General features: G+C 69.7%; 9 protein-coding genes and 2 tRNA genes. 6 read left to right on the forward strand and 5 right to left on the reverse strand.

From position 1 onward, the window contains the following. Position 1 precedes the first annotated feature (1 nt). A tRNA-Thr gene (locus IE302_RS05600) sits at positions 2 to 73 on the reverse strand. Positions 74 to 77: 4 nt separating this feature from the next. After that, positions 78 to 149, reverse strand: a tRNA-Arg gene (locus IE302_RS05605). Between the two features lie 347 nt (positions 150 to 496). Between IE302_RS05605 and IE302_RS05610 the strand changes: the two genes are divergently transcribed. From IE302_RS05610 to IE302_RS05630, 5 genes are all read left to right on the forward strand, one after another. Then, positions 497 to 3,376: a type 2 lanthipeptide synthetase LanM family protein gene (locus IE302_RS05610; protein ID WP_229907612.1), complete on the forward strand. Its 2,880-nt coding sequence runs from the start codon at positions 497 to 499 to the stop codon at positions 3,374 to 3,376. A 14-nt stretch (positions 3,377 to 3,390) separates the two neighbouring features. After that, the gene (locus IE302_RS05615) at positions 3,391 to 3,585 is read left to right on the forward strand and encodes a hypothetical protein (RefSeq protein WP_093935228.1); all 195 of its coding nucleotides are present in this window, start codon (positions 3,391 to 3,393) and stop codon (positions 3,583 to 3,585) included. Positions 3,586 to 3,675: 90 nt separating this feature from the next. Continuing rightward, complete coding sequence (locus IE302_RS05620; protein ID WP_191252370.1) at positions 3,676 to 6,564, forward strand: ATP-binding protein; 2,889 nt, start codon at positions 3,676 to 3,678, stop codon at positions 6,562 to 6,564. Positions 6,565 to 6,567: 3 nt separating this feature from the next. Continuing rightward, complete coding sequence (locus tag IE302_RS05625) at positions 6,568 to 6,807, forward strand: glutaredoxin family protein (RefSeq protein ID WP_191252372.1); 240 nt, start codon at positions 6,568 to 6,570, stop codon at positions 6,805 to 6,807. Continuing rightward, positions 6,804 to 7,019 carry a putative acetyltransferase gene (locus tag IE302_RS05630; RefSeq protein WP_191252375.1) on the forward strand — a complete coding sequence of 72 codons (216 nt, stop codon included), beginning with the start codon at positions 6,804 to 6,806 and terminating at the stop codon, positions 7,017 to 7,019. Before IE302_RS05625 ends, IE302_RS05630 begins: the two co-directional genes overlap by 4 nt. Before the next feature lie 466 nt (positions 7,020 to 7,485). Here the strand turns inward: IE302_RS05630 and IE302_RS05635 are convergent, their stop codons facing one another. From IE302_RS05635 to IE302_RS05645, 3 genes are all read right to left on the reverse strand, one after another. After that, positions 7,486 to 8,790 (reverse strand): aldehyde dehydrogenase family protein, encoded by a 1,305-nt coding sequence (locus IE302_RS05635; RefSeq protein ID WP_191252377.1) that lies wholly within the window; start codon positions 8,788 to 8,790, stop codon positions 7,486 to 7,488. 157 nt (positions 8,791 to 8,947) lie between these two features. Beyond that, positions 8,948 to 11,284 (reverse strand): chitobiase/beta-hexosaminidase C-terminal domain-containing protein, encoded by a 2,337-nt coding sequence (locus IE302_RS05640; protein WP_191252379.1) that lies wholly within the window; start codon positions 11,282 to 11,284, stop codon positions 8,948 to 8,950. 189 nt (positions 11,285 to 11,473) lie between these two features. After that, positions 11,474 to 11,929 (reverse strand): hypothetical protein, encoded by a 456-nt coding sequence (locus tag IE302_RS05645; RefSeq protein ID WP_191252381.1) that lies wholly within the window; start codon positions 11,927 to 11,929, stop codon positions 11,474 to 11,476. A gap of 176 nt (positions 11,930 to 12,105) precedes the next feature. On the opposite strand from IE302_RS05645, the gene IE302_RS05650 reads away from it, so the two are divergent. Continuing rightward, on the forward strand, positions 12,106 to 12,936 hold the full coding sequence (locus IE302_RS05650) for a peptidoglycan-binding protein (RefSeq protein WP_191252382.1): 831 nt from the start codon (positions 12,106 to 12,108) through the stop codon (positions 12,934 to 12,936). Positions 12,937 to 13,007 lie beyond the last annotated feature (71 nt).

Consider the following 13,007-nt stretch of genomic DNA (forward strand, 5'->3'; position numbering starts at 1 on the left):
GACCTGGAGGCGAGATTCGAACTCGCGCCTTCCCGGTCACGAGCCGGGTGTTCTACCGCTGAACCACTCCAGGATGAACATGGAGGCGGGACTCGAACCCGCGCCCTCCCGGTCCGAAGCCGGGCGATCTGCCGCTGATCCACTCCATGATCGCCCCCGATGTTAGCCAGCCCGCGCGCGCCGATCATCCCGATATCGGGCGCGAAGAGGACATCGCGCCTGCGAGCCGCCATCCAAGACCCGCCGCCGGAAACCGGCTGAACTCGGGCGGCGCGGGCCGGACCCCCAGAAACCGGCCCGCCCGCGTACCGCGGCGCTCCCCCTGCGACCGCCGCGCCACCCGACCATGGTCGGCCCGGGACCGGTCCCCGCGCATGGGTGCCGAGACCCCATATTCCGGTGACGCCCGACCCGGTCGTCACTCTCCGGGCATCTTCGTGCGTGCGCTGAATGTGGGGGTATCGCCCCCATGTGCGGGTCCCGCCGAAGTGGAACCATGGATTCCGTGACGCCCCAGACATCGGCGACGTCCCTGCTGCCGAAGTGGTGGGTGCACGGCCAGACCCCGCGCGAACAGAAGGTGGACAAGCCCGCATGGGCGGACTTCGCCGAACACGCTGTCACCACGCTCCTGCCGGAGCGCCCCCCAGTCGGTGACTGGCGTGTCGAGTTCGCCGGGGTCTTCAGGTCGTTCGTCCAGGCAGCAGCCCGGCAGGCGGTCCCCGACGACCTCGCCGACGCCGACGTCACAGCACTTCGCCGGGGTTTCGCGGCTCAACTCGACCAGCATCTGCTCAAGCTCTCGGTCCGCACGCTGGTCCTCGAACTCCACCGCGCCCGCAACGCCGGGACACTCCAGGGCGAGACCCCCGAGGAGCGCTTCTCCGACTTCGTGCGCCGGCAATCCACCCCGGCCGGACTAGTCCGGTTGTTCAGCGAATATCCGGTCCTGGCCCGGCTCCTCGCCCAAGCCTGCGTCCACGCCGCCGAAGCCCACTCCGAAATGCTGGCCCGCTTCTCCGCCGATGCCGGAGCGCTGCCCTGTTCGGTCGTGGACGGCGAACTCGGCACGCTCGTCGAGGTGGCGGGCGGGATCGGCGACTCGCACGCGCGAGGACGGTCGGTCAAGCTGCTCCGCTTCTCCAGCGGCGCCAAGGTGATCTACAAACCCCGCCCGCTGATCCTGCACGAACGGTTCACCGACGTCGTCGATCAGCTGAACAAACGGCTGCCCGGCCTCGAACTGCGGACCGCCGACGCCCTGCCGCGCGACGGCTACGGCTGGCTCCGGTTCGTCGAGCACCGGCCGTGCGCCGACCTCGCCGACGTCGACCGTTTCTACCGTCGCCAGGGCATCCTCCTGGCGCTCCTGCACGCGCTCGACGCCACCGACGTCCACTACGAGAACATCATCGCCTGCGGGGACCAGCCGGTGCTGATCGACATCGAGACACTGTTCCAGCCCTCGCCACCCGATCCGCCGGAAGGCGACCCCGCGGCGGCGATGCTCGCGCGCTCGGTCCAGCGCACCCTGCTGCTCCCCCAGCTCTTCGCCGGGGAACACGGCGCCGTCGACATCTCCGGGCTCGCCGGCCGCGGCGGCAAACTGCCCACCGACCGGGTCGACTGGGCCGATCCCGGTACCGACAAGATGCGACTGGTCCGAGTACCCGGGGAGCTCGCGGGCGGGAACAACCTCCCCCGCCTCGACGGCCGCGACGTCACCCCCGCCGAGCACAGCGCGGCGCTGCTGGCCGGGTTCCGGCTCGGCTACGACGCGATCTCCAGCGCGCGGGACGAACTCACCGAACACCTCCGGCGCTGCGCCGAGGACCCCATCCGCGTGCTCATCCGGCCGACGAACTTCTACTTCCGCCTGCTGGACGAGACCACCCATCCCGACCTCCTGCGCGACGCCGCCGACCGTGAACACGCTTTCGACCTGCTCGAAGAGGACTCCGCGGGCGAGGACAAGCTGCTGCGGCTCGTACCGCACGAGCGAGCCGACCTGTGGACGGGCGACGTGCCGATGTTCACCTCGAATCCCGGCTCGACCTCGCTGCTGGACTCGCGCGGTGACAGCGTCGAAGGCGTCGTCGACCGGCCGTCGCTGGACACCGTGCTGGCGAAGGTCGCCGACATGGACCCGCTCGACCAGCGCGACCAGGAATGGCTGATCTCGGCCACCCTCGCCATCAGCACGGCGACCGCCGGGCATCACGGCGGCAGCGAAACCGCGGAGACCGCGGTGCCGAACCAGGCGCCCGACGCGGAACGGCTGCTGGTCACCGCGTGCGGGATCGCCGATCACATCGTCGCCAACGCCTTCTCCGACGAGCACCGCTCCAACTGGCTCGGGATCGAGCTCGTCGACGACCGCTACTGGACCGTGCTGCCGATGGGCGCGGGACTCGGCGAGGGCTACTGCGGCGTCGCCCTGTTCCTCGCCCAGCTCGCCGAGCTGACCGGGATCGCGCGCTACCGCGATCTGGCCGCGTACGCGATCAGCCCGCTCCCGAGCCTCTTCGCCACCCTCCGCGCCGACCCCGAGCTGGCCGCCACCGCCGGCTGCGGCGGACTGCTCGGACTCGGCGGCGTCGCGTACACGATCGCCCGGCTCAGCACGCTGGTCAGCCTTCCCGCGGGCGACCTGATCGAACAGGCCGTCGACCTGATGCCCGACGCCACCTCCGCGACGCCGTCCGGATTCACCACCGGACTGGCGGGCGGCGTCGCCTCGATGCGCTCGGTGTACGTCCAAACAGGACTAGAGACGGCACTGGCGAAGGCGGACCGCTACACCTGGCAGCTGCTCGACCGCGAACGTCCACAGGGGAAGGGATTCGCGCGCGGTTCGGCCGGGATCGACTGGGTCCTGCGGGCGCACGGCCGGACCGGCGAAGATCCGCCCGGAAAGGCGGACGATCGGGCGGAAAGCACCGGCGGCTGGTGCGACGGCCTCTCGGGGGCCGCTCTCGGCCAAGCCGCCCACCTGCACGACCCCGGTCACGCCCGCCGGCTGGACCGGACGATCAAACAGCTGACCGACGGGGCACCGCTGAAGGATCTCAGTCTCTGCCACGGCGAGTCCGGAGTGCTGGAAGTGTTGTGCGTGCTGGCGGAGAACGGGCACACTGGCGCCGCCGCCGCGGTGCGTCGCCGGACCGGGCACCTGCTCGCCGCCATCGACCAGCGCGGCGCCCGCTGCGGAACTCCCGGCGCGATCCCCGCGCCGGGCCTGCTGAGCGGTCTGGCGGGCATCGGCTACGGCCTGCTGCGGCTGGGCTTCGGCGACCGGGTCCCGTCCGCGCTCCTGCTCCGCCCCGACCGGCCGCATCCCGCGGCCACCGTCATCCCGCCGGTAAACCGAGTATGAGGAGAAGAAACCGAATGTACGAAAGAGATCTGCCCGCCACCGAAGACGCCCTCGGCGCCGTGAACCTGCCGCGCGCCCTCGAGGTCGGCTCGCGCAACCACGCGCTGGCGGGCAGCAAGCCGCGGCTGAGCGCCAACCCGCTCGCCACTCTCTCCGGCGACCCCGGATCGCCGTCCGTCGTCAGCGTCTTCACCGGCGGCTGGATCTGAGAAACGATCACGAGGGCGGGCTCGCGCCGCCCGCCTTCGTGATCAGCTTTTCGCCGTGACACGCCGATTCCGCTCGCTATAGTCACGGCGGTGGGAATCCGTTCGTCGCGGGTGATCGGCCGCGACGCCGAACTGGCCGAGCTCTCGGGAGCTCTCGATCGCGCCACCGCGGGTCGCGGCGGCGCGATCTTCCTCGTGGGCGAAGGCGGCATCGGCAAGTCCCGGCTCGCCGTCGAGGCCGCCTCACGAGCGGTCACCGCGGACATCCCGGTCCTGCAGGGCCGCGCGAGCTCGATCGGCCCGCTCGTCCCGTTCCGGCCGCTGACCCAGGCCCTGCTGTCCCACTTCCGCGGCGGCGGCCCGCCCGAAGCGGCCGAACTCGACCCGTTCATCCCCGTGCTCGCCCAGCTCGTCCCCGACTGGAGCCACGGCGACCGGCCGCGGGAATCCGGCTCCCTGATGGTGCTGGCCGAAGCGGTGTTCCGGCTGCTTGCCGTCACCAGCCGCGACCGCGGCGCGCTCCTGGTCCTCGACGACCTCCAGGACGCCGACGCCGAGACGCTGTTCATCCTCGAATACCTCGTCGACAACCTGGCCGCGGCACAAGCCCTGTTCGTCGGCACCCTCCGCAACGAACCCTCGGACGCTCTCCGGCTGGCGACCTCCGGCGCCCAGCGGATGAGCTGCGCCGTCCTCGAACTCGGCAGGCTCGGCCTCGCCGACACCCGCGCCCTCGCCGCGGCCTGCCTGGAGACCGAGCCGGAGCATCTGCCTGCCCCCGCGGCGGAACTGTTGTGGCGCAACAGCGCCGGCCTCCCGTTCATCGTCGAGGAACTGCTCCACGGCATGGTGAACGACGGGCTGCTGGTCGAGAGCCGGGACGGCTGGCGCGTCATCGGCGAACTCCGCGCCCGGGTACCCGCCGCGCTGGTCACCAGTATCGGCGTCCGGATGGAGCAGCTCGGCGAACAGGCCGGCGAACTGCTGTCGGTCGCCGCGATCATCGGCCGCCGCTTCCCGCTGTCGGTGGTGCAGACGGTCACCGGAACCAACGACCGGACCCTCCACAACCACCTGAGCGCCGCGGTCGCGGCGAACCTGGTGACCACCGACGAGACGACACCCGGCTGGTACGCCTTCCGGCATCCGCTGACCGCGGAAGCGCTGCTGGCCCGGCAGTCACCCGCGCGGAAAGCGGCACTCGCCCGGCAAGCCGCCGACGCCGTCGAGAAGCTGTATCCGGGGCTGCCGGGTGATCTGTGCGCGCTCGTCGCGTCCCTCCGTCTGACCGCGCTGGACGAGCGGGCGGCCGGCCACCTGTTCGCGGAGACCGGTCGCCGCGCGCTCGACGCCGGTGCCGCGGACTCCGCGGTCACGATGCTCACCAAGGCCGTCGACCTGCTCTCCGGGGCCGACGCGGGTGATCGGGCCGAGGTGCTGGAGACACTGCTGTACGCCCTCGGGCAGACCGGGCAATTCGACCGCGCCGTCGAGCTTTCCGCCGGATTCGGCGAGATCGGCACGCTCGAACGGGCCGCCAAACTGCACACGCAGCTGGCCTGGGCCGCCTACATCGCCGGACGGCACGACGAATGCCTCGGCCAGATCGAACGCGCCCGCGCTCCTCTCGGCTCCGCGATCTCACCCGCCCAGCAGGCCGCGCTGGACGCCGTCGAAGCGAACCTCTGGCTCGACGTCCCCGGCCGGACCGGCACGGCGGAACGGCTCGCGCGCCAGGCATGGAAAGTGGCCGAGGAGACCGAGCAGCCGTTCGTCGTCTGCCAGGCGCTGCAGGTACTCGGCATGCTCGCGCTGTCGCGGGACCTCACCGAGTCGGAGCGCTACATGCAACTGGCGCGGCGGACCGCCGAGGACAACCACCTGCATCACCTCCGCACCCAGGCACTGGTGCGGCTCGGCGGGCATCGCGTGCTGATGAACGGCGACGAGCAGACCCTGCTGCTCGCCCGCGCCGACGCCCAGCGGACCGGGTCCATCACGCTGCACTGCGCGGTCGATTCCGTGCGCACCATGCACGCGATCCTGCGCTGCGAGTTCGGGACCGCGCACGCGCTGCTGGAGGAGAACCTCGCCGTCCTCGGCAGGCTCCGGTTGACCGCGCTGCTGCAGTACGCGCATATGACCAGGGCGATGTCGGCCGGGCACCGGGCGGACCGCCCGGCGATGGAACGGGCGCTCGAGGACTTCCGGGAGAGCGGCGGCGAGAACGCGCAGGAGATGGTGCTGAGCATCGGGCTCGCGCGGGTCTTCTGTTCCCTGCTGGAGGAGGACCTCGACCGGGCGCGCCGCGAGCTCGGCCAGGTGATCGAACTGGAGGACCGGAGGCCGAGCCGCTTCCACCTCGCCGGCCAGCACGGGCTCCGGACGCTCCTCGACACGCTCGGCGGGGCAGGCTGTCCCGAGGACGGGTCCGCCGTGAGCGGGATGCGGTGGAACCGGCAGTTCGTCGAGTTCGCGCACGCCGTCGAGCACGGCAGGCGAGGCGACACGGCGGAAGCCGAGCGGGCGGTCGGCGCCGCGCTGGAGACGTCGGCGCCCTATCCCCTGGCCCGTCACCTCGGGCTGCGGCTGATCGCCGAACCGGCCGCCGCCGACGGCTGGGGCGATCCGGCAGGCTGGCTCAAAGAGGCCGAAGAGTACTTCCACGGCAGGGACATCCAAGCGGTCGCGGGTGCCTGCCGGAGCCTGTTGCGGAAGCTCGGCGCACCCGTCCGCCAGCGCCGCGCCGGGGTCGACCGGGTCCCCGGCGACCTGCGCGCGGCCGGCGTCACCGTGCGCGAGTACGAGGTCCTGGTGCTGCTCGCCGAGCGCATGGGCAACAAGGACATCGGCGCCCGCCTGCACATCTCGCCCAGGACCGTCGAGAAGCACGTCGCGAGCCTGCTCGCCAAGACCGGGCTCGCCGACCGTTCGGCCCTCGCCGAACGCGCCGCCGGACCGCGACCTGGCATGCTGTGATCCATGAGCGACCTCACCGTGTACGGCGCCGGCTGGTGCCCCGACGTCAAACGCAGCCGTGCCTTGCTGGACGCGAAGGGCGTCGAATACGCCTATGTCGACGTCGAAGCGGACAACGGCGCCGAAGAGATCGTGCGAGCGCTGCAGAACGGTGAACGGCGGATCCCGACCATCGTCTGGCCGGACGGCACCCACCTGGTCGAACCGAGCGACGACGAACTCACCGCGCACCTGAACCGGTGACCCTGCCGGACGTCCCGGTCGGCACGAGGGTCGTTGTGCGGTACCGGATCGAGGGCGGGTTCACCGACGCGCTCGGCTACCTGCGCTCCCGTGACGACGCGGAATGCACGGTGGAGACCAAACGCGGTCTCGCGACGATCCGGCTGGCGGACATCGTCCTGGCGAAGACGGTGCCACCTCCTCCTGCTCCGCGTGGCTCTCGCGGGTCGTGAGTGGCGATTCGGGTTAGAACCCACCAGCATTCACCGACCTATGCCTGACCTGCGCGAGGGTTGCGGTTCAGCGCCCGGTCTCGGACCTTGATCAACGGAGGATCGGGGACACTCAACGTCCCCGATCCTCCGTTGATCAAGGTCGTGCCGGTTTTGGGCCCGTTCATGCCTGTACCGACTCGGTCCCGGCGCCCTCGCTCGCCTGCTGTACATGAAGGCCCCCTTGCTTGCGCCTATCGCAAGGAAGGGGGCCTTCATGTACTTGGGAAGGCGTGAAGGTCGAGTTTCCTCGGCTGAGCCGCGTGAAGGGGGCCTTCACGCGCGCCCGCTGTGACTGCTGGTGCCTGTGGGGCGAACGTGGCGATCGACGGTCCGTGAAGGCTTCCTTGAGGGACCCAGAGTCCCTCAAGGAGGCCTTTACGGACCGGGCCACCCCGACCGACGCGGTGCCCGCGCCGTTCGTTGATCAGGCGAGCGGCTTGTCCAGGACCGCCTTCACGTGGCTGAAGTTGTCGATCGAATAGCGCCCGTGATACCGGCCCATGCCGCTCTCCCCCACCCCGCCGAACGGCAGGTCAGGGGCAGCGAGGTGGATGATCGCCGCCCCGAACACGAGTCCACCGGACGACGTCTCCGTCTCGATCCTGCGCTTCGTCTCGTCCGACTCGGTGAAGGCGTACAACGCCAGCGGCTTGTCGCGCTCGTTGACGAACGCCAGCGCCGCGTCGAGGTCGGACACCTCGATGATCGGCAGGATCGGGCCGAAGATCTCGTCCTGCATCACCGGGGCGTCCGGCGACACGCCGGTGAGCACGGTGGGCGCGATGTACCTCTCGTCGCGGTCGGCCTCGCCGCCGACGACCGCGGTTCCGTTGTCCAGCAGGGCGGCGAGCCGGTCGTGGTGGCGGGTCGAGATGATCCGGCCGTAGGAGTCGCTGGTCGCCGGATCCGCGCCGAACATCGCTCCGACGGTCTCGGCCAGGTGTTCCGCCAGCTTCGGGCCGGTGTCACCGATCGCGAGGACGTAGTCGGGCGCGACGCAGGTCTGGCCCGCGTTGGCGAACTTGCCGTAGGCGAGCCGCTGCGCGGTCACCGCGAGATCCGCGCCCGGCTCGACGATCGCCGGGCTCTTCCCACCCAGTTCGAGCGTGACCGGCGTGAGGTGCTTCGCCGCCGCGGTCATGACGATCCGGCCGACGGTCCCGTTCCCGGTGTAGAAGATCGTGTCGAACTTCTGCTCCAGCAATGCCGTCGTCTCCGGGATCGCCCCCTCGACGACGCGGACGCCTTCGACGTAGTTCGGCAGATGCTCGGCGATCGCGGCCGACGTGTTCGGGGACAGCTCGCTCGGCTTCACGACCGCGCAGTTCCCCGCCGCCAGGGCCCCGACCAGCGGCGCGAGCACGAGCTGCAGCGGGTAGTTCCACGGTCCGATGATCAACGCGACGCCGAGCGGCTCGCGCACCACGCGACCGTCACCCGGCCGCAGGGGTCGCGGGATGTCGGCGGACTCCGGAGTCAGCCAGGAGTCGAGGTTCTCCAGCGTGTGGTCGATCTCGTTGCGCACGAGCGCGATCTCCGCGCGCTTGGCCTCGACGGCGTTTTTGCGCAGGTCGGCGTAGAGCGCCTTGAGGAAGACGTCCTCCTGTTCGGCGAGAAGCGTGCGCAAGCCGGTGAGCTGCGTCCGCCGCCAGGCCACCGGTTTCGTGACGCCGGAGCGGAAGAGTTCGCGCAGTTCGTCGACGACCGCGGCGGCATCTGTGCTGATCATGAACCCGAGCCTAATCGCGCCACTCTTGAACTGCTCGACGCCGTGCAGTATAGGGCGTTATACACAAGTAGCCGAAGGGCGCTTTCCCCGCATGCCATGCGGAGAAAGCGCCCTTCACTGCATCAGATGCGGGGAAAGTCCCCTTCAGCCCCGAGCGTCACGGGTAGCTCACCAGGTTGCTCGGCCGCGTGTCCGGCGGCGTCACCGCCCCCGCGTCGTTGATCACGTGGGTGATGGTCCCCTTGTAGTTCAGCGAGACCGTCACCATGTTGTGGAACCGGACGCCGGAGCGGTTCGGCACCTCGAACGCGTGATACAGGTTCACCGCCGGGTTGTCGTTGAAGAAGCAGTAACTGCCCAGGCCCCACGCTTCGTGCGTGTTCACGTTGTCCCCCACCTTGTAGGCGGCGTATCCGTTGAGGCCGTTGGGACTCTTCCAGCCCGCCTGATCCGGGACGTCGTACGGGATCTCGTTCTGGAAGAAGATCGTCCTGCCGTTCTGCCCGTTCCAGATCACCTGGTATTTCTGGTAATGCTCGACGAACAGACCGGTCGCCAGCACGTTGTCGCCGTTGACGACCACTCCGGTGTCGCCGGTGTTGACCGTCCAGCCGTAGGTGCCCGCGTTGCCGTGGTCGGCCCGCCAGGCCCAGATGTGGTCGATGATCGTGTCACGGCTGTTGACGATGAGACTGTTCGTCGCCTTCCCGGCGATCTGGCCGCCGATCCGGAAGAACACGTCCTGCACCGTCGTCGGGTTGGCCGAGTGGTTCGCCGCCGAACCCGCCTGGCCGACGGTGAGCAGCGACTGCGAGTTGGTCGTCCCGGCGTCGAACAGCAGGCCCTTGAGCCGGACCCCGTCGACGTCGGCGACCTTCATCGCGTCGACACCGTTGTCCGGCACCAACGTCGGGTATCCGACACCGAGGACGACCGTGTTCGCCTTGGTCACGTTCAGCGTCTGGTTGAGGTGATAGACACCCGGCGTGAAGAACAGGTTGCAGCCCTGGGAAAGGGCGTTATTGATCGACGACGCCGTGTCCCCCGCCTTGACGACGTAGAACTGGCTCATCGGCAGCGAGCTGCCCTGAGTGCCGCCGTTGGCCCAGCTCGGCCCGGAAGCGTTGGTACGCAACGAAGGCAGGAACACGCGATACTTGCCACCCCCGTCCACGTAGAGATACGGGACGTCTCGGGAGACCGGCGTGGTGCCGAGCGTGGTCTCCGGCGGGTTCGGGAAGGTGTTCGCCGGGGCCCCGCTCGTCCCGGAGAACACCATGTTCCAGACGCCGCCCTCCCAGCTGCCGTAGCTGCTGTCGCGGGTGTACCACTGCTGCTGCGAGATCGACGCGGTCTTGCCCGAGACCTTGCTGTCGGCGGTGTACCCGCCGCTGGCGAAGCCGTAGCTGGCCGGGAAGAGGTCCAGCCCGCCGCGGATGTCCATCCGCCGGAACGGCGCGGCCTGCGCGACGGCCCAGCGGGTCGCGCCGCTGCTCGGGACCACGGCCAGGTTCTCGGCCGAGCGCCAGAAGTTCTGCAGCGCCACGCCCTTGTCCGACTCGTTGAAGGCGTCGACCGTCACGTCTCCGTTGATCACGACGTCACCCGGGTTCTGCCCCAGGCCCGCGACAGAGGTGTAGTAGCCGACGTTGTCGTGGATCCCGTTGTACACACCGGGCTTGAACAGGTGCGCATACCGGCGCTCGGTGAACTGCGCGGTCAGGGTGTCCTTCTGCGCGTTGAAGTCGGCGTCGAGCTTGGCCTGGATCGACGACGCCGACATACCCGGGTCGAAGATCCGAACGTTGGGGCCGAAGTCCGGGACCTCGGCCTGGGCCGGACAGGTGGCCTGCGTCGATCCGATCGTGTAGCTCGCCGACGCCACCGGGGAGTTCGCGGAGCCCGATTTCAGCGCGATCGCGGAAACCGTCGAGGACGCGGAGACCGTGATCGGCCCGGTGTACACAGTGGACGACGCGGTCGGCGTCGAACCGTCCACCGTGTACCGGATGGTCGCACCGGCGGTAGCGGACGACAGTGTCACCGAACGGGCGCTCGGATAACTGCCGCCCGGCGGGTCGAACGTCGGCGAGGCGACGGTCGTCCCGCTGCCGCCGTGGGTGTAGCCGAAGTGCGGGGTGTCGTACTGCGGCCCGTTCTTCTCGTAGGTGAACCAGTAGTCGAGCACCGTGCCGGCGGCGAGCGAACCGACGGTGTGCCGCCACGTGCCCCCGTTGTCGGTCATGCGGACGTTCTGCTGCCCCACTCCCGGGACGCCGGTGTAGTGGATGTCGACGTACCGCGCGGGCGTCGCGGGCGTGAAGGAGAACTGCGCCTGGGTCGCGTTCAGGGACGTCGCGTTCTGGCTGTAGTCCACCGCGGCGGCGGCGGTGGCGCCGCCGAGACCCGCGGCGATCAGGAGCGCGGAAAGGCCGAGGGCGAGCGCGCCCCGGACCCCTTTCCGCCGTTTGGGCTGCACAAAGATCCGGTCCACGTCGTGACACCTCCGGCGTTGGAAATCCACGGGCGAAGCAATTCGTTGCGCGCCACAACAAAGTAGCGGTCCGCGAGATATGTCCAGATCACGCTTCGGTAACAGTGGTGGTCCAAACCACTGACTGCGCCTATCAGCCCACAGCGACACCGCCGTTCGGCGGTCATCGAACGGCGCGAACGGGGGCGGTCAGCAGTCCGGGACGACGTACAGCGTCGAAGCTTCCCCGCCGTGCATGGCTCTCAGACTGGTCCGGCAGGCCAGGAGCACCTCGCGGTTCGCGGTCGTGTCCGGTGGGACACCGCAGCCGTCGCAGGAGAGCTCGACCGATCCCGGGAAGGTCTCGTCGACCTCGACGTCGACCGTGCGATCGCAGCGGCGGCACCACCGGTGCCCGGTGACGATCAGGACGTGCATCGGATCGGAGACGCACTGGTGCACCCAGCAGCGGTGGACGTAACAGGTCGTCCGGACGTGCGCGCTCAGCCCGTGTTCCTCGGCCACGTCTTCGGCGGCGAGGATCGCGGCCAGCCGCCGGTCGGCGATTCCGGCGTACAAATCCCGGCGCCGGGCAGGCGGGGCCGAGTCGGCCTCCGCGAGCAGTCTGAGATGAGCCCTCGAGGGTGGCGAAGTACGAAGCACCATGGGATCCAGACCTTTCGGCGTCCACGGGAAGTCTTATCAGGTCACCCCCGGTTTCGCCGGAGCGACACCCGACCGGGCGAATCCGCGTATCCGGGAAAAGTTCGTTTGTATGGCCCTTGTATTCGTCCTGCCCATGCTGGCCGCACTACGGGTCGAGTTCGTTCAGGAGGCAGGAATTGTTGACCAAGGTTGCCGTGGTCGCGACAGCGACCGCGCTCTCCTTCGGCGTGGCCGCACCGGCCGGTGCCGAAGTGACCGCGGCCGCGTTGCCCGCGGCCAGCATGGAAGCGGTGCTCAAGGCCGCGCAGATCGACCCGCGCCGGGCCGACAGCGCCTTGACTCCGGGCGCCAAGGACAGTGTGCTGCTCGTGGAGCAGGCGCTGGCCGCCAAGGGACTGCTCGACCAGCAGTACGTCGACGGCCATTTCGGCACGTCGACGATCACCGCGTATTCGAGCTACCAGAAATCGCTGGGCTACACCGGGATCGACGCCTCCGGCCTGCCGGGCAAGACGTCGCTCGAGAAGCTGGGTGACGGCCGGTACACGGTGACCGCGACGGTCGCGGCGGGCAGCCGGCTGACCTACCACGGCAAGACGATGAACACCCGCACCAAGGCGATGCTGGTGAAGGCGGAGGGCCTGCTCGGCAGGCAGCTCACCATCACGCAGGGCTCGTACAACCCCGGCGGCGTCGGCGCTTCGGCCGGTACGCACGACGGTGGCGGCGCACTGGACATCGGCGTCGAGGGCATGTCCTCGGCCACGCGGACCGACGTCGCGAAGAAGCTCCGTCAGGTGGGCTTCGCGGCTTGGGTCCGGACTCCGGCCCAGGGCTTCGCCTACCACATCCACGCCATCGCGCTGTCCGATCCGGACCTCTCGTCCGGCGCGCAGCACCAGGCCGGTGACTACTACCTCGGCTACAACGGCCTCGCCGGCCGCGGTTCCGACGACGGCCCCTCCGTCTCGCCGAAGCTCACCTGGGAGGAGTACCAGCGGTCCTGACCCCGCTGCCTCAGGGCCACCTTCACCGGCGTTGATCGTCGTGAAGGTGGCCTTCGGGCTGTCCGGGAACC

It is taken from the genome of Amycolatopsis oliviviridis, assembly GCF_014654365.1.
GTDB lineage: Bacteria > Actinomycetota > Actinomycetes > Mycobacteriales > Pseudonocardiaceae > Amycolatopsis > Amycolatopsis oliviviridis.